This window comes from Pseudomonas nitroreducens (assembly GCF_014204515.1).
In the GTDB taxonomy this organism is placed as follows: domain Bacteria; phylum Pseudomonadota; class Gammaproteobacteria; order Pseudomonadales; family Pseudomonadaceae; genus Pseudomonas; species Pseudomonas nitritireducens_A.
Genome location: NZ_JACHLI010000016.1, coordinates 77,830 through 95,351 on the forward strand (window position 1 = coordinate 77,830; position 17,522 = coordinate 95,351).

The 17,522-nt window shown below is 65.3% G+C and carries 18 protein-coding genes; 14 read left to right on the top strand and 4 right to left on the bottom strand.

All coding sequences use genetic code 11. The annotated features are described in order from the left end of the window. Window positions 1-24: 24 nt before the first annotated feature. A complete protein-coding gene (mscL, locus tag HNP46_RS19470; protein ID WP_184592134.1) occupies window positions 25-441 on the bottom strand; it encodes a large-conductance mechanosensitive channel protein MscL in 417 nt (138 codons plus the stop codon). A 184-nt stretch (window positions 442-625) separates the two neighbouring features. On the opposite strand from mscL, the gene HNP46_RS19475 reads away from it, so the two are divergent. The 3 genes from HNP46_RS19475 to radA all read left to right on the top strand — a co-directional run bounded on the left by HNP46_RS19475 (window position 626) and on the right by radA (window position 2,613). After that, entirely contained in the window at window positions 626-868 is a 243-nt protein-coding gene (locus HNP46_RS19475; RefSeq protein ID WP_184592138.1) for a YdcH family protein, read from the top strand. Between the two features lie 77 nt (window positions 869-945). Beyond that, a complete protein-coding gene (locus HNP46_RS19480; protein WP_184592141.1) occupies window positions 946-1,179 on the top strand; it encodes a hypothetical protein in 234 nt (77 codons plus the stop codon). Between the two features lie 54 nt (window positions 1,180-1,233). Then, entirely contained in the window at window positions 1,234-2,613 is a 1,380-nt protein-coding gene (gene radA, locus HNP46_RS19485) for a DNA repair protein RadA (protein ID WP_184592150.1), read from the top strand. Window positions 2,614-2,725: 112 nt separating this feature from the next. On the opposite strand, the gene HNP46_RS19490 is transcribed toward radA, so the two are convergent. Further along, window positions 2,726-3,094 (bottom strand): PilZ domain-containing protein, encoded by a 369-nt coding sequence (locus tag HNP46_RS19490; protein ID WP_184592153.1) that lies wholly within the window; start codon window positions 3,092-3,094, stop codon window positions 2,726-2,728. A 179-nt stretch (window positions 3,095-3,273) separates the two neighbouring features. Here HNP46_RS19490 and HNP46_RS19495 point away from each other — a divergent pair, with 179 nt between their 5' ends. The 4 genes from HNP46_RS19495 to yjiA all read left to right on the top strand — a co-directional run bounded on the left by HNP46_RS19495 (window position 3,274) and on the right by yjiA (window position 7,344). Further along, a complete protein-coding gene (locus tag HNP46_RS19495) occupies window positions 3,274-3,783 on the top strand; it encodes a DUF3015 domain-containing protein (RefSeq protein ID WP_184592155.1) in 510 nt (169 codons plus the stop codon). A gap of 186 nt (window positions 3,784-3,969) precedes the next feature. Further along, window positions 3,970-6,036, top strand: coding sequence for a carbon starvation CstA family protein (locus tag HNP46_RS19500; protein ID WP_184592157.1), 2,067 nt, complete (start codon window positions 3,970-3,972; stop codon window positions 6,034-6,036). 12 nt (window positions 6,037-6,048) lie between these two features. Then, entirely contained in the window at window positions 6,049-6,252 is a 204-nt protein-coding gene (locus tag HNP46_RS19505) for a YbdD/YjiX family protein (protein WP_015478970.1), read from the top strand. 93 nt (window positions 6,253-6,345) lie between these two features. Beyond that, window positions 6,346-7,344, top strand: coding sequence for a GTPase (gene yjiA / locus HNP46_RS19510; RefSeq protein WP_184592159.1), 999 nt, complete (start codon window positions 6,346-6,348; stop codon window positions 7,342-7,344). Between the two features lie 256 nt (window positions 7,345-7,600). Here yjiA and HNP46_RS19515 read toward each other — a convergent pair whose 3' ends face one another. Further along, entirely contained in the window at window positions 7,601-8,287 is a 687-nt protein-coding gene (locus HNP46_RS19515) for a GntR family transcriptional regulator (RefSeq protein WP_184592161.1), read from the bottom strand. A gap of 140 nt (window positions 8,288-8,427) precedes the next feature. Between HNP46_RS19515 and HNP46_RS19520 the strand changes: the two genes are divergently transcribed. The 7 genes from HNP46_RS19520 (at window position 8,428) to HNP46_RS19550 (ending at window position 15,884) form a co-directional block, all read left to right on the top strand. Continuing rightward, window positions 8,428-9,498, top strand: coding sequence for an ABC transporter ATP-binding protein (locus tag HNP46_RS19520; protein WP_017516843.1), 1,071 nt, complete (start codon window positions 8,428-8,430; stop codon window positions 9,496-9,498). A 1-nt stretch (window position 9,499) separates the two neighbouring features. After that, window positions 9,500-10,411: an ABC transporter permease gene (locus tag HNP46_RS19525; protein WP_184592163.1), complete on the top strand. Its 912-nt coding sequence runs from the start codon at window positions 9,500-9,502 to the stop codon at window positions 10,409-10,411. Further along, window positions 10,408-11,199 (top strand): ABC transporter permease, encoded by a 792-nt coding sequence (locus tag HNP46_RS19530; RefSeq protein ID WP_038803366.1) that lies wholly within the window; start codon window positions 10,408-10,410, stop codon window positions 11,197-11,199. Before HNP46_RS19525 ends, HNP46_RS19530 begins: the two co-directional genes overlap by 4 nt. A gap of 50 nt (window positions 11,200-11,249) precedes the next feature. Next, window positions 11,250-12,302: an extracellular solute-binding protein gene (locus tag HNP46_RS19535; RefSeq protein ID WP_184592165.1), complete on the top strand. Its 1,053-nt coding sequence runs from the start codon at window positions 11,250-11,252 to the stop codon at window positions 12,300-12,302. Window positions 12,303-12,514: 212 nt separating this feature from the next. Beyond that, the gene (locus HNP46_RS19540; RefSeq protein WP_184592168.1) at window positions 12,515-13,714 is read left to right on the top strand and encodes an amidohydrolase family protein; all 1,200 of its coding nucleotides are present in this window, start codon (window positions 12,515-12,517) and stop codon (window positions 13,712-13,714) included. Continuing rightward, window positions 13,711-15,201: an amidohydrolase family protein gene (locus HNP46_RS19545; protein WP_184592176.1), complete on the top strand. Its 1,491-nt coding sequence runs from the start codon at window positions 13,711-13,713 to the stop codon at window positions 15,199-15,201. The genes HNP46_RS19540 and HNP46_RS19545 overlap by 4 nt, the downstream gene beginning before the upstream one ends. An 11-nt stretch (window positions 15,202-15,212) precedes the next feature. After that, entirely contained in the window at window positions 15,213-15,884 is a 672-nt protein-coding gene (locus tag HNP46_RS19550; protein WP_184592179.1) for a flavin reductase family protein, read from the top strand. A gap of 88 nt (window positions 15,885-15,972) precedes the next feature. Here HNP46_RS19550 and HNP46_RS19555 read toward each other — a convergent pair whose 3' ends face one another. Continuing rightward, window positions 15,973-17,457, bottom strand: coding sequence for an APC family permease (locus HNP46_RS19555; protein WP_184592181.1), 1,485 nt, complete (start codon window positions 17,455-17,457; stop codon window positions 15,973-15,975). Between the last annotated feature and the right edge of the window lie 65 nt (window positions 17,458-17,522).

The following is a 17,522-nucleotide window of genomic DNA, read 5'->3' on the forward strand; positions in this document are numbered from 1 at the left end:
AGGGGGCGGCGCCAGGCCTGAGGCTCAGGGAGCGCGGTTGTTCTGCTGCTTGAGCAGGTCGCGGATCTCGGTCAGCAGGGTTTCTTCGGGCGTCGGCACCGGCGGTGCGGTGGGGGCCACGGCCTCTTCGCGCTTGAGGCGGTTGATGGCCTTCACGCCCATGAAGATGGCGAAGGCGACGATGATGAAGTCCAGGCAGGTCTGAATGAATTTGCCGTAGGCCAGCACCACCGCGGGTGTCTGGCCCTCGGCGGCCTTGAGGGTGATCGCCAGGTCCGAGAAGTCCACGCCGCCGATCAGCAGGCCGATGGGCGGCATGATCACGTCGCCGACGAAGGACGAGACGATCTTGCCGAACGCGGCGCCGATGATGATACCGACGGCCATGTCGACCACGTTGCCCTTGACGGCGAAGGCCTTGAATTCGTTGAGCAGACTCATGCACAGACTCCTTGAGCGGGAAAAAGAGGGGGACAGCCGCAGTGTAGCGGCCTGTCGTCGTCTGAACAGCCCGTGCGCGGGCAATTCCACCGGCATGACCGGCGGTTCTGGGCGCTTGCGCGGGGTGGTCTAGGCTTACCGAGCAGTTCCTCAATGCCCACGCACCCACAGAAGGAGGCCCGCCATGCCGCTCGAGCATCATCCCCTGTCCCGTGAATTCCCCGACCAGAAGGCCCTGATGACCCGGTTGCACGGAAAGGACGCGAACTTCACCCGCATGGCCGCCAGCTACGAGGAGCTGGATAGGAAGATCTACGACATCGAGGACGGTCGCGAAGCCATGGACGACCTGTCGCTCAATTCCCTCAAGCTGCAGCGCGTGACCCTGAAGGACGAGATCGCCGACCTGCTCAAGCGATCCGGTTGAGCTTGACCAGAGTCAAGGGTGCGAGTCGGAGCGAGGAGTAGGCTCCCGTCATCATTTTCTCGTCTGGTGCCACCGCCATGCGCAAAGCCATCTCCTCCTCCGCCAGCAAAGCCTCCAAACGCAATGTCGAAGCCCTGCGCGCCCAGGAACGCCTGGTGCGCCTGAAGCTGCAGTACGAGTTGCTCGACCAGCGCATCGGCCGTGTGGAGGAGGGCGTCGAACGCCCCGACTGCACCCTGGCCTCGCTGCTGATGCGTCGCGAAAGCCTCAAGCACGACATGGAAAGCCAGTACCGCCGCCTGGCGGGCTGAAGCGCCTGGCCCGATTGGCTATGATGCGGACTTTGTTTTCGTCGGAGTCCGCCCATGGCCAAGGCCAAGCGCATGTACGGCTGCACCGAGTGCGGCGCCACCTACCCGAAATGGGCCGGCCAGTGCCCTGATTGCGGCGCCTGGAACACCCTGGTCGAGACCGTCATCGACACCACCCCCACCGGCGGCTCGGGCAGCAGCTCCTCCGGCCGTGGTGGCTGGGCGGGCCAGCAGGCCAACATCAAGACCCTCGCCGAAGTCAGTGTCGAGGAAATGCCGCGCTTCTCCACCGCCTCGGCGGAGCTGGACCGCGCCCTGGGCGGCGGCCTGGTCGACGGCTCGGTGGTGCTGATCGGCGGCGACCCCGGCATCGGCAAGTCCACCATCCTCCTGCAGACCCTCTGCAACATCGCCACGCGCCTGCCGGCACTCTACGTCACCGGTGAGGAATCCCAGCAGCAGGTCGCCATGCGCGCCCGCCGCCTGGGCTTGCCGGAAGACAAGCTCAAGGTCATGACCGAGACCTGCATCGAGACCATCATCGCCACGGCGCGCCAGGAGCAGCCCAAGGTGATGGTGATCGACTCGATCCAGACCATCTTCACCGAACAGCTGCAATCCGCGCCCGGCGGCGTCGCCCAGGTGCGCGAGAGCGCGGCGCTGCTGGTGCGTTTCGCCAAGCAGAGCGGCACGGCGATCTTCCTGGTCGGCCACGTCACCAAGGAAGGCTCCCTGGCCGGCCCGCGCGTGCTGGAGCACATGGTCGACACCGTGCTGTATTTCGAGGGCGAATCCGACGGCCGCCTGCGCCTGCTGCGGGCAGTGAAGAACCGCTTCGGCGCGGTTAACGAGTTGGGCGTGTTCGCCATGACCGACAAGGGACTGAAGGAAGTGTCCAACCCCTCGGCAATCTTCCTCACCCGTGCCCAGGAATCGGTGCCGGGCAGTGTGGTGATGGCCACCTGGGAAGGCTCGCGACCGATGCTGGTGGAAGTGCAGGCGCTGGTGGACACCAGCCACCTGGCCAACCCGCGTCGCGTCACCCTGGGTCTGGACCAGAACCGCCTGGCGATGCTGCTGGCGGTGCTGCACCGCCACGGCGGCATCCCGACCTACGACCAGGACGTGTTCCTCAACGTAGTCGGTGGTGTGAAGGTTCTGGAGACGGCGTCAGACCTGGCGCTGATGGCAGCGGTGATGTCCAGCCTGCGCAACCGCCCGCTGGACCACCAGTTGCTGGTGTTCGGCGAGGTCGGCCTGTCCGGCGAGGTGCGCCCGGTGCCCAGCGGTCAGGAGCGTCTGAAGGAAGCGGCCAAGCACGGCTTCAAGCGCGCCATCGTGCCCAAGGGCAACGCGCCGAAGGAGTCGCCGCCCGGCCTGCAGGTGATCGCCGTGACGCGCCTGGAGCAGGCGCTGGATGCGTTGTTCGAGTAGGAACCTTCAGCGTTGGGCTGAGCGATCGCGGACGGAGTCCGCTCCTACACCCGGGTCGGCATTTTCGTAGGAGCGGACTCTGTCCGCGATCGGCCATCGCCGGCACGGTATTTCAATGCTCGCTGAGCAGCGTCAGCTCCCGCTCCAGCAGCGATTCATCGCCCAGATTCAGTTCTACCAGGCGGCGCAGATGGCTGATGGAATCCAGGTCGATATGCCGGCAGTTGAAGCCCAGCAGGCCCTCGCGCTCCCAGGCGAGGTCCGCCTCCATATAGACGTTGACGTCGAAGCCCAGGTAGATGCGCACCTGCACCGGCTCGGCGGCAACGATGTTCCAGTGTTCCGGTCGCTGCACCAGCAGGCCCTGCAGTGACAGGTCCAGCAGCGTCACCTTCCAGCGCTGGTCGCCCTGGCTGATCTCGGTGCCGGCGTCGAAGGCGATGCGCTGGAAGCGCCGGCGCTCGTCGTGATCGTCAGTCATGTCATGGCTCTCCGGCCGTTTCTGCTTCGCCTCACTATAGACGCAAGGCATTGCCGACGCGTCGTACGCCGATTGCTGATGTTTCGTCTGTCAGACACAGCCCGCTTGAGTTTGACAGCCTGCGGACCCTCGCCAAAGCTCCATGGGCGTCAATCCAATACAACTGCGGAGTGCAGAGCATGGACAATAAAATCATCAAGGGTCTGATTTTCGGGGTTATCAGCGTTGCCAGCCTGGCCGCGCACGCGGATGAAGCCGGCCAGAGCGGCAAGGGTTGCGGCTGGGGCAACATGATGTTCGACGGTCAGCGCGGCCTGTTCCCGCACCTGCTGGCCACCACCACCAACGGCACCTCGGGCAATGCCACCTTCGGCCTGACCTCCGGCACCAACGGTTGCGACGCCAGCCAGCGCATCACCTACGGCGGCCGCTCGATCTTTGCCATGAACGGCATGCTCGACAACATCGCCGAGAACATGGCCCAGGGCCATGGCGAAGCACTGGACGCCTACGCCGTCCTGCTGGGCATCCCGACCCAGGACCGCGCGCATTTCGCCCAGGTCACCCAGCAGCACTTCGGTGAAATCTTCGCTTCCAAGGACGCCACCGGCGAGCAGGTGCTGAACAACACCCTGGCTGTGATGAGCCGCGACCAGGTGCTGGCGCAGTACGCCAAGCAACCAGCCTGATCGACTGCTGCGCCGCAAAAGGCCCGCCCCCGGCGGGCCTTTTCATTTCCTGACCCAGCGGTCCGACGTTTTGACCTCCGGCAATAAGCGCGTAACCGCTCTAGACTAAGGTCGTATGAATGGGTCGCTGGAAAAGACTAGAATTTTTCTGCGAATTCTCGCCTTCAAACTGTCGGAAGCCTCGCTATGAACAATAACAACAGCCTGCTACGTCATCTCGCCTGGCTGGCGGTGGCGATAGTCGGTGCATTTGCCTTGGGAGTCGTGGCACTGCGCCGCGGCGAAGCCATCAACGCACTGTGGATCGTCGTCGCGGCAGTGGCCATCTACCTGGTCGCCTACCGCTACTACAGCCTGTTCATCGCCACCAGGGTGATGCAACTGGACCCCAACCGAGCGACCCCCGCGGTCCTCAACAACGACGGCCTGGACTACGTCCCGACCAACAAGCACATCCTCTTCGGTCACCACTTCGCCGCCATCGCCGGCGCCGGCCCGCTGGTCGGTCCCGTACTGGCTGCGCAGATGGGTTACCTGCCCGGCACGCTCTGGCTGATCGCCGGCGTGGTGCTGGCCGGTGCCGTGCAGGATTTCATGGTCCTGTTCATCTCCAGCCGCCGCAACGGGCGTTCCCTGGGTGAACTGGTGCGCGAGGAAATGGGGCAGGTGGCGGGGACCATCGCTCTGTTCGGCGCGTTCCTGATCATGATCATCATCCTCGCAGTGCTCGCGCTGATCGTGGTGAAGGCCCTGGCCGAAAGCCCGTGGGGCATGTTCACCGTGCTGGCGACCATCCCGATCGCACTGTTCATGGGCGTGTACATGCGCTACATCCGCCCGGGCCGCATCGGCGAGATTTCCGTGGTGGGCATCATCCTGCTGCTGGGCTCCATCTGGCTCGGCGGGCAGATCGCCGCCAGCCCCGAGTGGGCCCCGGTGTTCACCTTCCATGGCGTGCAGATCGTCTGGATGCTGATCGCCTACGGCGCGATTGCCTCGGTCCTGCCGGTGTGGCTGCTGCTGGCACCGCGTGACTACCTGTCGACCTTCCTCAAGATCGGCACCATCATCGCCCTGGCCATCGGCATCGTGATCGTCTCGCCGGAACTGAAGATGCCGGCGCTGACCCAGTTCACCGACGGAACCGGCCCGGTGTGGAAGGGCGGCCTGTTCCCGTTCCTGTTCATCACCATCGCCTGTGGCGCCGTCTCCGGCTTCCACGCGCTGATCTCCTCGGGCACCACGCCCAAGCTGCTCAACCGCGAGCCGGACGCCCGCTACATCGGCTACGGCGGCATGCTGATGGAATCCTTCGTGGCCATCATGGCGATGGTCGCCGCCTCGGTCATCGAACCGGGCATCTACTTCGCCATGAACAGCCCGCCGGCCGTGGTCGGTACCGACGTCGTCGCGGTGGCCCAGACCGTCAGCAGCTGGGGCTTCACCATCACCCCGGAAGTACTGACCCAGACCGCCAAGGACATCGGCGAGACCACCATCCTGGCCCGTGCCGGCGGTGCGCCGACCCTCGCCGTGGGCATTGCGCACATCCTTCACCAGGTACTGCCGGGTGAGAACACCATGGCCTTCTGGTACCACTTCGCGATCCTCTTCGAGGCGCTGTTCATCCTCACCGCGGTGGACGCCGGCACCCGTGCCGGGCGCTTCATGCTGCAGGACCTGCTGGGCAACTTCGTCCCGGCGCTGAAGAAGACCGAATCCTGGACCGCCAACATCATCGGCACCGGCGGCTGCGTCGCGCTGTGGGGCTGGCTGCTGTACCAGGGTGTGGTCGATCCGCTGGGTGGCATCAACACGCTGTGGCCGCTGTTCGGCATCTCCAACCAGATGCTCGCCGGCATCGCGCTGATGCTCTCCACCGTCGTGCTGATCAAGATGAAGCGCCAGCAGTACGTCTGGGTGACCGCCCTGCCGGCCGCCTGGCTGCTGATCTGCACCACCACCGCCGGGCTGATCAAGCTGTTCGACAGCAACCCGGCCGTGGGCTTCATCGCCCTGGGCAAGAAGTACTCCGCCGGCCTGGACGCCGGGCAGATCATCGCCCCGGCCAAGGACATCGGCCAGATGCAGCACGTGATGATGAACGCCTACATCAACGCCGGCCTCACCGTGCTGTTCCTGCTGGTGGTGTTCAGCGTGCTGGTGTACGCGATCAAGGTGGGCGCCAGCGCCTGGACCAAGAAGGAGCGCACCGACAAGGAAGCTCCGTTCGAGCCGATCCCGGACGCCTGACGGAGGAGCATCATGTTCAACGACCTCAGCCGCATGGGTAAGTACCTCGGGCAGGCCGCCCGCATGCTGGTCGGCATGCCCGATTACGACACCTACGTTCAGCACATGCAGAACAAGCACCCGGACAAGACTCCGATGACCTACGAGGAGTTCTTCCGCGAGCGCCAGGAGGCGCGTTACGGTGGCGGCAAGGGAAGGCCGATCCGCTGCTGTTGACCGCGCGGATGGGTGTATAACGGACGGGCCGCGAGCGATCGCGGCCCGTTTTCATTTCTGCTCGTTTTCCATTCTGATTGCCTGGATGTTCCCATGACCGATTCCGCAAGCGCGCCGCAGATTCCGGTGACTGTCCTCACCGGCTTCCTCGGGGCCGGCAAGACCACCCTGCTCAAGCACATCCTCAAGGCCGAACATGGCCTGAAGATCGCCGTGATCGAGAACGAATTCAGCGACACGCCGATCGACGCTCAATTGCTCGGCGACGACGCAGTGCAGGTGACGACGCTGTCCAACGGCTGCGTCTGCTGCACCATCAATAGCGACCTGGAGCGCGCGCTGTACGTACTGTTGGAGCGCCGCGACAGTGGCGAGCTGGACTTCGACCGCGTGGTGATCGAGTGCACCGGCCTGGCCGACCCGGCCCCGGTGGCGCAGACCTTCTTCGTCGACGAGACCCTGCGCGAGCGCTACCTGCTCGACGGCATCATCACCCTGGTGGACGCCGCCAACGCCGAGCGCCATCTGCAGGAAGCCATCGCCCAGGCCCAGGTCGGCTTCGGCGACCGCATCCTGGTGAGCAAGCGCGACCTGGTGTCGCCCGAACAGTACGAGGCGCTGGTGGAGCGCCTGCAACGCATCAACCGTCGTGCGGAAATCCACGCGGTGGAGCATGGCGCCATCGAACTGGAACGCCTGCTCGACGTGCGCGGTTTCAACCTCAATGCCGAGCTCGGCCTGCGCCCGCTGCTGCGTCCCGTACGCCCGGCGGCGGACACCACAGACCGCATCACCACCCTGGTGCTGCGCAGCGACAACCCGCTGGATATCGAGCACCTCAACGAGTTCATGGACGACCTGCTGCAATGGCACGGCAACTCGCTGCTGCGTTACAAGGGCGTGCTGAACATCGCCGGCGAGGAGCGTCGCCTGGTGTTCCAGGGCGTGCTGCGGCTGTATGGCTTCGATTGGGACACCGAGTGGAAGGGCAACGAGCAGCGCGAGAGCGTGATCGTCTTCATCGGCGACAACCTGCCCGAAGATGAGATCCGCCGCGGCTTCGACCGCATCACGGGCGGCCCGACCGCCTGAATGGAAACGCCCGGCAAGTGCCGGGCGTTTTTTTGCCTTCGTAGGGCGCATAACGCGCCAGCGTTATCCGCCACCAAAGGCTGGCGGATAACCTGTTCCAGGTTATGCGCCCTACGTTCTGAATCAGGCGTCGCTGCGAATAGCCCCCTCTCCCTTCAGGGAGAGGGGGCCGACCGGTGTTGGGGATTAGCTGTGCAGTCAGCCTGGGGGCAAGGTTCGCGGGCAAGCTCGCTCCTACACAGGGCGTCCGCGCGGCTCAGCCACCGATCAGATGCTTGAGCGGGTGATAGTCCGCCTTCAGGTTCCCGGCCGCCTTGAGAATCGCCTGCTCGATACCGTTCAGGTGCATGCAGGTCAGCTCGATGGCCGCCGCCTGGTTGCCCGCCTCGATGAACTCGATCAACCGCAGGTGCTCGTTCTCGCGGCAGGTCTCGTGCTCCTCGTCGTCCAGGGTGGTGGCGTAGAGCGAGGCGCGTTCGATCAGCTTGCGGAAGAAGCCCAGCAGCACCGGATTGTTCAGCGCCGCCGCGAGTTTCAGGTGGAACTCGCCCAGCAGCTGGACGAACTGCGCGTGGTCATGGTCGTGGGCGGCGTCTTCCTGGGCCACGTGATCACGCAGGTCCTGGATGATCGCGCTGTCGGCACGGCGGCAGAGTTCGCTGACGATACCGATCTCGATCAGCCGCCTCGTTTCGAACAGCGAGCGGATCTCCTCGTCGCTGGGTAGCGACACCCATGCACCCTTGTTGAGCGCGCTGGACACCAGCCCGTCCGCTTCCAGATGTTTCAGCGCCGCGCGCACCGACGTGCGGCTGACCTTGAACAATTCCGCCAAAGCCGCCTCGCCCAGCTTCATGCCGGGGCGCAGGCTGCGCTTGCTGATCGCCTCGTAAACCCCTTGGTAGACACGTTCCACCGTGGACTCGGGGTATTTCTCCGTCATGGCTGACTCCGCCTCTTGCTTGACCCTTCAAAGGATGCCGCAAAACCGTCCGTGCAAAACCAGTTGCAGAAGAAAAATACATCCGCTATTTCTAGATTGCATTCAAATATTGCATACAAAAACAAGAGGAATGCACCAAAATGAATCACTCGTCGTCAGTCGAGGTGCGTCGGGTCAGCAAACGCTACACCGACGATCCCAACGTCGCTCCCGCCCTCAATGAAGTGTCGGTCGACATCGCCCATAACGAGTTCTTCACCCTGCTGGGGCCGTCCGGCTGCGGCAAGACCACGCTGCTGCGCAGCATCGCCGGCTTCGAGAACGTCACCAGCGGCGACATCCTGGTCGGCGGCGAGCGGGTCAACGACCTGCCTCCGTATCGCCGCCGCATCAACACCGTATTCCAGAGTTACGCACTGTTCCCGCACATGTCGGTGAGCGAGAACATTGCCTTCGGCCTGGAGATGCAGGGCCTGGCGCGCGGCGAGATTCCCGGGCGGGTGAAGGAGATGCTCGCGCTGGTGCAGATGGAACACCTGGCGCGGCGCAAGCCGGCCGAGCTCTCCGGTGGCCAGCAGCAACGCGTGGCCCTGGCCCGTGCGCTGGCGCCCAAGCCCTCGGTGCTGCTGCTCGACGAACCGCTCTCGGCGCTGGACCTGAAGCTGCGCAAGGAGATGCAGGTCGAGCTCAAGCGCGTGCAGGAAGAGGCGGGCATCACCTTCATCTTCGTCACCCACGACCAGGAAGAAGCGCTGACCCTGTCCGACCGCATCGCCGTGATGTCCCACGGCAACATCATGCAGATCGGCACGCCCAACGAAATCTACGAACGCCCGACCCATCGCTTCGTCGCGCAGTTCATCGGCGACATCAACTTCCTCCCCGGGCAGATGCGCCAGGGTGGCTTCCACCCCAACGCCATGGCGGCGGAAATTCCCTGCGAACTGCCAGCCGGCCTGAGCAGCGCCAGCGTGCAACTGGCCTTCCGTCCGGAGCGTTCGAAGCTGGTCGACCCCTCCCAGCCGCACCACCTGCGCGCGGTGATCGAGACGGTGATGTACGTCGGCACCGCCACGCTGTACCGCTGCCGCCTGCCGGATGCCTCGCAGATCACCCTGCGCGAGAGCAACGAGGGCGGCCGCGCCCGCGACGTCGGCGAGGCCGTGGCGGTGCACCTGCCGCCCCAGGCCTGCCTGCTGATGGAGGCCTGAGATGAACGAGTCGCCCACCACTCGCCGCCTGTTGTTGCTCAGCCCAGTGGCGCTGACGCTGCTCGGGCTGATCGCCATCCCGCTGGCGATCATGGGTTACATCAGCCTGCTGCCGCGCAACCTCTACGGCGGCGTCGACTGGCATGCCGACTGGCAGATCCAGAGCTACGTGCAGCTGTTCTTCCAGGAAGACTTCGACGGCAACCTGGAGCTCAACTGGGTCTACGCCCAGGCGCTGCTGCGCTCGCTGTTCCAGGCCGGCGGTACCACGCTGCTGTGCTTCCTGTTCGGCTTCCCGGTGGCGCTGTGGATGACCAGCCTCAGCGAGCGCTCGCGCAACCTCATGGTGCTGCTGATCACCATCCCGTTCTGGACCAACCTGCTGATCCGCAACTACGCCTGGCTGATCATCCTGCGCGAGCACGGCTGGATCGCCCAGACGGTCAATGCGCTGTTCCCCCAGGCCGGCGGCATCACCCTGCTGTACAACGACTTCGCGGTCTGTGTCGGCCTGGTCTACAGCTTCCTGCCGTTCATGATCCTGCCGATCTACTCGACCCTGGAGAAGCTCGACTGGCGCCTGGTGGAAGCCGCCTATGACCTTGGCGCGAATCGCTGGAAGGCGCTGCGCCGGGTGATCCTGCCGCTGTCCATGCCCGGCGTGATCGCCGGCTCCCTGCTGGTGTTCGTGCCGAGCCTGGGCGCCTTCATCACCCCGGCGATCCTCGGCGGCGGCAAGACCCTGATGATCGGCAACCTGATCCAGCAGCAGTTCGGTACCGCGCGCAACTGGCCGCTGGGCGGCTCGCTGTCGTTCCTGCTGCTGGCGATCATGCTGCTCGCGCTGATCGCGTTCGCCCTGTATAGCCGCCGCGCCGCCAAGGCCGTCCACCTGGGAGGAGCCAACGCATGATCGCCCAGCACCTGAAGAAACTCCCCGGCACCCGCGAGACCAGCCTGCTGGTGCTGGCCTACCTGTACCTGCCGATCTTCGTGTTGATCGCCTACAGCTTCAACGCCAACCGCTCGGCCACGGTGTGGACCGAATTCTCCTTCGCCTGGTACGGCAAGATAGTCGCCAACCCCTCGATCCAGGCGGCGGCGTTCAACTCGCTGGTGGTTGCCGGCTTCGCCACCGTACTGTCCACGGCGATCGCCCTGGCGGCGGCGCTGGCGACCTCGCGGCCGTTCTACGGGCGGCGGCTGGTGGAGGGCGGCATCAACCTGCCGCTGATCCTGCCGGAGATCGTCATCGCGGTGGCCACGCTGCTGCTGTTCATGTCCCTGGGCATCAAGCTCGGCCTGCTGACGGTGATCGTCGCCCACGTCGGCTTCTGCATTCCGTTCGCCTACCTGCCCATCCGCGCGCGCCTGAACGACCTGGACAAGAGCCTGCTGGAAGCCGCCGGGGACCTCTACGCCAGCCCCTATCAGGTATTTCGCCGGGTGACCCTGCCGCTGCTGTGGCCGGCGGTGCTGTCCGGCGCGGTGCTGGCGTTCGTGGTCAGCCTCGACGATTTCATCATGACCTTCTTCGTCGCCGGCCCCGGCTCGACGACGCTGCCGGTCTACATCTTCTCGGCCATCAAGGCCGGGGTAACGCCCGAGATCAACGCCATCTCGACGCTCATGCTGGTGATTTCCATCGTCCTCGTGGTGCTGTCGTACTGGCTCGGCCAGCGCGGCAAACCGGACGCCTGATCAAGACTGCCGACCCTCTGCTTTCGGACCTTTCATTTCTGGAGTTCGTCATGAAGTTGAATGCCCTGCGTCACGGCCTTGCCGGTTTGTCCCTCGCTCTGCTGGCGGCGGGAGTCGCCCAGGCCGAGGAGCCCAAGCAGCTGTTCTTCTACAACTGGACCGACTACTACCCAGTGGAACTGCTGGCCAAGTTCGAGAAGGAGACCGGCATCAAGGTCACCATGGACGGCTACGACAGCAACGAAACCCTGCTGGCCAAGCTGCAGGCCGGGGGTGCGGCGTACGACGTGATCGTGCCGTCGCACTCGATCATGCAGACGCTGATCAAGCAGGACCTGCTGCGGGAAATCGACACGCCGACGCTGGCCAACTTCCAGTACGTGAAACCGGCCTTCCGCGACCCGGCCTTCGACCCCGGTCGCAAGTATTCGGCGCCGTACCTGTGGGGCACCACCGGGTTCTCCTACGACAGCGCGCGGGTGCCAGGCGGCAAGCTGGATGACTCGTGGAAGGAGTTCTTCGAGCCGCGCCCCGAGTTGCAGGGCCAGGTCGCCGCGCTGGACACCCCCAGCAGCCTGATCAACGCCGCCGCGCATTACCTGAACGTCGACGAGTGCACCGAGAACCCGCAGGACGCCAAGAAGATCCTCGAGCTGCTGCTGAAACAGAAACCCTTCCTGAAGATGTACAGCTCCGACAACACCGTGGACCGCATGGCCTCCGGCGAAGTGGTGCTGATGCAGAACTGGAACGGCTCCACTGCCCGCGCCACGCTGCAGAAGAGCACCATCAAGTACGTCTACCCGCGCGAAGGCGTGGCGTCCTTCCAGGACAACTTCGCCGTGCCGAAAAGCGCGCCGCACCCGGAGAACGCCAAGGTCTTCATCAACTGGATGATGAAACCGGAGAACGCCGCCGCGGTGACCAACGCCATCGCCTATTCCAACGGCATCCAGACCGACCAGCTGCTGGACGCCAAGTGGAAGGTCATGGACGCGATCAACATGCCCGAGGAGTACGCCTCGCGCCTGCGCCTGGAAAAGGAATGCAGCAACAAGTCCCGCGAGCTGCAGGACCGCATCTGGTCCAAGCTCAAGGGCTGAGACAACTAATCTTCGCAAGAGCGCCCTCACCCTAACCCTCTCCCGCACGCGGGAGAGGGGACTGATCGGCGCAGGATGAAACCATTGCATCAGCCGGCACAGACGGCCCCCTCTCCCTGAGGGAGAGGGCTGGGGTGAGGGGGATGCATCTGCGCTGAATCTTCAAGGGGTGACAGGCGCTCTTGAAGCACTCCACCGATTTCGAGGTCCCCATGACCGACAGCTACTGGCTGCGCAATATCCGTCCGCTGGGCAATGCAGCGGAAGACTTCCTCATCCGTGACGGTCGCATCGCCGAGCGCCGCCCGGCCAGCAACACCGCGCCGCAGGCCGGCGACATCGACGGCGCCGGCCAGCTCCTGCTGCCGCCGCTGGTGGAAAGCCACTGCCACCTGGACAAGACCCTCTGGGGCCAATCCTGGCGGCCCAACAGCGCCGGCCCCACGCTCAAGGACTACATCGCCAACGAGCGCCGCGTGCTGCGCGAGATCGAAGCGCCCATCGCTGCACGTGCCGGCGCGCTGCTGGAGCAATGCATCGCCCGTGGCTCGCTGACCTTCCGCTGCCACGTGGACATCGACCCCGAGCTGGGGCTGCGCCACGTGGTCGCCATGCAGGCGCTGCGCGAGCGCTACGCCGATCTCATCGACATGCAGTTCGTGGTCTTCCCGCAGACCGGCCTGGTCAGCCGCCCCGGCACCGCCGAGCTGATGCGCGAAGCGCTGGCGCTGGGCGTGGAAAACGTCGGTGGCCTCGACCCCTGCGGTATCGACGACGACCCCATTGCCCAGCTCGATATCGTCTTCGGCCTCGCCGTGGAGTTTGGCCGCGGTGTCGACATCCACCTGCACGACAAGGGCGAACTGGGCCTCTGGCAGATCGCCCGCATCGCCGACTACACCGAGCGCCACGGCCTGCAGGGCAAGGTGATGATCAGCCACGCCTACTGCCTGGGCATGGCGCCCTGGGAGCAGATCGAGCCGCTGGCCGAGCGCCTCTCCGAGCTGGACATTTCCCTGATGAGCTCGGCGCCCGCCGACACCCCGGTACCGCCGTTCCTCGTCCTGCGCGAAGCCGGCGTCAACCTGTGCCTGGGCAGCGACGGCATCCGCGATGCCTGGTCGCCCATGGGCAACGGCGACATGCTCGAGCGCGCCATGCTGCTCGCCTTCCGCTTCGACCTGTGCAAGGACGACGACCTTGCCGCCGCCTTCGCCGCGGCCACCGACAACGGTGCCTGTGCGCTGGGTCGCGAGCCGGCGCGTATCGAAGTCGGCGCGCTGGCGGACTTCCTTCTGCTGCCGGTCGAGACCCTCGGTGAAGCCGTGGTCGCGCGCCCGGTGCAGCGCCAGGTGTTCAAGGCCGGCAGGTTGATTGCCGAGAACGGCCGCTTCCTGGAGTCGCGTTTGTGAGCACCCCACGCATCGGCCTGAAAGCCAGTTTCGTGGTCGGCTTCGATGGCAAGCAGCACGTGCTCTGGCGCCACGGCGAAGTGGTGTTCGAAGGAGGGGAAATCCTCTTCGTCGGCCGCGGCTTCTCTGGTGAAGTCAGCCAGTGGATCGACTACGGCCACGCGCTGATCGGCCCTGGCTTCATCGATCTCGACGCGCTGGGCGACCTCGACTCCACCGTGCTCACCCTGGACAACGGCGCCGAGTGGAACATGGGCCGCGTCTGGTCCGAAGACTACCTGCGCGCCGGACCGAGCGAGTGCTACAGCCCGGACGAGGAACTGTTCAAGTACCGCTACGCCTTCACCCAGCTGATCCGCAACGGCATCACCACCGCCATGCCGATCACCTCCATGTACTACCGGCGCTGGGCCGAGCATTACGACGAATTCGCCGGAGTCGCCGCGCTTTCCGCCGAACTCGGCCTGCGCACCTACCTTGGCCCCTGCTACATGAGCGGCATGACCTACGTCCGTGCCGATGGCAGCTCCGCGCAGCACTGGGACGAAGCCGCCGGCCTTGCCGGATTGCAGGAAGCCGAACGCTTCTTCCGCGATTTTGACGGCGCCCACAACGGCCTGGTACGCGGCGCGCTGCTGCCCGATCGCATCGAGACCTGCACGCCAGCTCTGCTGGAGCGCACCGCCGCCGTGCAGCGCGAACTGAATGCGCCGCTGCGCCTGCACTGCTGCCAGTCGCGCTACGAAGTGGAACTGGTCCGCCGTCTGCGCGACACCTCCTCGCTGCAATGGCTCGACAGCCATGGCCTGCTCAACCCGCGCAGCGTGCTGCCCCACGGCATCCTGCACAGCGGTGAGCACGAGTTGCAGCGTCTCGCCGACACCGGCACGAGCCTGGTGCATTGCCCGGTGGTGTTCGCCCGCGAAGGCGATGCGCTGGACTCGTTCGGCGCCTACCGCGCGCGGGGTATCAACCTCGCCATGGGCACCGACACCTTCCCGGCGGACATGCTCGACCAGCTACGCCAGGGCCTGAACATCGCACGGGTGAAGGAAGCCGATGCCGAGCACACGCGCATGCTTGACCTGTACAACACCGCGACCCTCGGCGGCGCCCAGGCGCTGGGCCGCGATGACATTGGCCGCCTGGCCGTCGGCGCCCGTGCGGACATCACCGTGTTCCGCCTGGGCGACTTTCACCAGGGCCCGTTCTTCGACCCGCTGAAGAACCTGTTCACCGCCGGCCGTGGCGACGACTGCATCGCCAGCTTCATCGACGGCCGCAGCGTGATGCAGGACGGCCAGGTGCTCGGGATCGATTATGCCGACCTGCAACGCCGCGCCGACGCGCTGTTCCAGAAGCAGATGCAGCACCACGCCGAACGCGCCTTCGGTAACCCACCGTGGCGCACGCTGTTCCGTTCCGCGATTCCCTTTGCCGACCCGTACAGCGCCGACGCACCGCTGGTCGACGCGCACGCCCATTGAAGGATCAACCCATGCTCAGCTTCGACTTCCAGCAGCTGTCCGCCCGCGAGAAATACAAGATCCTGATCGGCAGCGTGGTGCCCCGGCCCATCGCCCTGGTCACCACCATCGACGCCGAGGGCCGCGCCAACGCCGCGCCGTTCAGCTTCTTCAACGCCCTCTCGGCCGACCCGCCGATCCTCGCCCTGGGCGTGGAGAACTACAGCGACCTGAGCCCCAAGGACACCACGCTGAACATCCGGCAGAACCAGGAATTCACCGTGAACATCGTCTCCGATGCGCTGGTGGAAGCCATGAACGTCTGCGCCGTGCCCTTCGAGCCGGGCTTCGACGAACTGGTCGCCGCCGGCCTCACCGCCATCCCCGGCACCCGCGTCGGCTGCCCGCGCATCGCTGAAGCCCCTGTGGCGCTGGAGTGCCGGCGGATGATGGCGCTGTCCATCGGCCAGTCGCGGGAGATCATCCTCGGCGAAGTCCTGATGGCCCACGTCCGCGACGACCTGATCGACCCGGCCACGCTCTACATCGACCAGCTCGGCCTCGACGCCGTCGGCCGCATGGGCGGGCATGGCTACTCGCGCACACGGGAATACTTCGAGCTGCCGACGCGTTCGCTCAAGCAGTGGCTGGACGAACCCGGCGCCGGCAAGCGTCTCTGGCCCGTTACCGAAGAACTGGCATAACCGTCGAATACCAATCCTGCAAAAAAGCGTCTGCGTGAAAACAAGAACGCCCGGCATCCCGCCGGGCGTTTTCGTTTCACTCCAACGCTTACCGCTGATGCAGCTTCCACGCATCTCCATGGGGCGCGGTGCCCTTGTCGTAGGGGCGGAACAGGGTCATGTAGGCCAGGCCCAGGACGATCACGATGCCGCCCACCAGAATGATCCCGTAGTTCAGGTACCAGGGCGCATCCGGCGTGCGCGGCCAGGACATGTTGATGATCGCCAGCACGCCGTAGGTCAGCGCCAGGATGTTCACGATCCACCCCCAGTTGCCCAGGGTGAAGGCGCCGGTGGGTTTCCAGCCGCGCAGGCGGGCGAACAGGGCGCCGCCGACGATCATCTGGAACGACAGGTAGATGCCGATGGCGGCGAAGCTCACCACCATGGCGATGGCGTTCTGCAGGTAGAAGCCGGCGCAGACGATCACGCTGGGGATCACGCCGCAGGCGATCAGTGCCGCAACCGGCACGTGGGTGTTGGGCGACAGGCGCTTGAGCAGGCCGCTGCCCATCACCATCTCGTCGCGGGCATAGGAGTACAGCAGGCGGCTGGCAGCGGCCTGCAGGCTGAGCACGCAGGAAACGAAGGAGACGATGATCACCGCCATCACCAGGCGCGCGCCGGTGACGCCGAAGGCGTTGTCGAGGATGGTGGTCATCGGGTCCTTGTCGGCGCCGGAAATCACCGCCTGCATGTCCGGTACCGCGAGGATCAGCGCCAGGGCGGCGAAGATGGCCGCGCCACCGCCGATCCAGATGGTCATGCGCATGGCCTTGGGAATCCGCCGGCTGGGTTTCGGGGTTTCCTCGGCGACGTCACCGCAGGCCTCGAACCCGTAGTAGAGGAACATGCCGGCCAGCGAGGCGGTGAGGAACGCCGGCCAGTAGCTGCCGTCGATGCGGATGTCGAAGGTGTTGAACAGCACCGAGAATGGTTGGTGGCGTTCGAAGATCAGCAGATAGGTGCCGATCACCAGCGCGCCGAGCAGCTCGCAGATGAAGCCGAACATCGCCACGCGGGCCAGCAGCTTGGTGCCGGACAGGTTCAGCAGGGTGGCGATCACCGTCAGCGCCAGGGCGACCAGGGTATTGGTCACCGGCGTGGATTCGAAGCCGAGCAGCGTGGCGATGTAAGGGCCGGCGCCGAGGGCCACGGCAGCGATGGTCACGCACAGCGAGACGGAGTAGATCCAGCCGACCATCCAGGCCCAGCGCTTGCCCACCAGGCGCCGGGCCCAGGGGTAGACGCCGCCGGAAATCGGGAACTGCGAGACCACTTCGCAGAAGATCAGGCACACCAGCATCTGGCCGATGCCCACCAGCAGGTAGGACCAGAACATCGGCGGGCCGCCGGCGGCCAGGCACAGGCCGAACAGGGTGTACACGCCGACTACCGGCGAGAGGTAGGTGAAGCCCAGGGCGAAGTTCTGCCAGAGGGTCATACTGCGTTCGAAATTAGAGGTGTAGCCCAGCGCGCGGAGTTGTTCCGCGTCGCGGTCCAGGGCGGCGCCTGGCTGGGTCGAGCTGTTCATCGTGGAGTTCCTGTCTGAGGTTTTCGCGTCGGCAGCCAATCGGGTGCAACGGAAAGCGTTGTTGT

Coding starts and splice junctions, on each gene's coding strand:
- mscL (WP_184592134.1), bottom strand. CDS start 441: ATGAGTCTGCTCAACGAATTCAAGGCCTTCGCCGTCAAGGGCAACGTG.
- HNP46_RS19475 (WP_184592138.1), top strand. CDS start 626: ATGCCGCTCGAGCATCATCCCCTGTCCCGTGAATTCCCCGACCAGAAG.
- HNP46_RS19480 (WP_184592141.1), top strand. CDS start 946: ATGCGCAAAGCCATCTCCTCCTCCGCCAGCAAAGCCTCCAAACGCAAT.
- radA (WP_184592150.1), top strand. CDS start 1,234: ATGGCCAAGGCCAAGCGCATGTACGGCTGCACCGAGTGCGGCGCCACC.
- HNP46_RS19490 (WP_184592153.1), bottom strand. CDS start 3,094: ATGACTGACGATCACGACGAGCGCCGGCGCTTCCAGCGCATCGCCTTC.
- HNP46_RS19495 (WP_184592155.1), top strand. CDS start 3,274: ATGGACAATAAAATCATCAAGGGTCTGATTTTCGGGGTTATCAGCGTT.
- HNP46_RS19500 (WP_184592157.1), top strand. CDS start 3,970: ATGAACAATAACAACAGCCTGCTACGTCATCTCGCCTGGCTGGCGGTG.
- HNP46_RS19505 (WP_015478970.1), top strand. CDS start 6,049: ATGTTCAACGACCTCAGCCGCATGGGTAAGTACCTCGGGCAGGCCGCC.
- yjiA (WP_184592159.1), top strand. CDS start 6,346: ATGACCGATTCCGCAAGCGCGCCGCAGATTCCGGTGACTGTCCTCACC.
- HNP46_RS19515 (WP_184592161.1), bottom strand. CDS start 8,287: ATGACGGAGAAATACCCCGAGTCCACGGTGGAACGTGTCTACCAAGGG.
- HNP46_RS19520 (WP_017516843.1), top strand. CDS start 8,428: ATGAATCACTCGTCGTCAGTCGAGGTGCGTCGGGTCAGCAAACGCTAC.
- HNP46_RS19525 (WP_184592163.1), top strand. CDS start 9,500: ATGAACGAGTCGCCCACCACTCGCCGCCTGTTGTTGCTCAGCCCAGTG.
- HNP46_RS19530 (WP_038803366.1), top strand. CDS start 10,408: ATGATCGCCCAGCACCTGAAGAAACTCCCCGGCACCCGCGAGACCAGC.
- HNP46_RS19535 (WP_184592165.1), top strand. CDS start 11,250: ATGAAGTTGAATGCCCTGCGTCACGGCCTTGCCGGTTTGTCCCTCGCT.
- HNP46_RS19540 (WP_184592168.1), top strand. CDS start 12,515: ATGACCGACAGCTACTGGCTGCGCAATATCCGTCCGCTGGGCAATGCA.
- HNP46_RS19550 (WP_184592179.1), top strand. CDS start 15,213: ATGCTCAGCTTCGACTTCCAGCAGCTGTCCGCCCGCGAGAAATACAAG.
- HNP46_RS19555 (WP_184592181.1), bottom strand. CDS start 17,457: ATGAACAGCTCGACCCAGCCAGGCGCCGCCCTGGACCGCGACGCGGAA.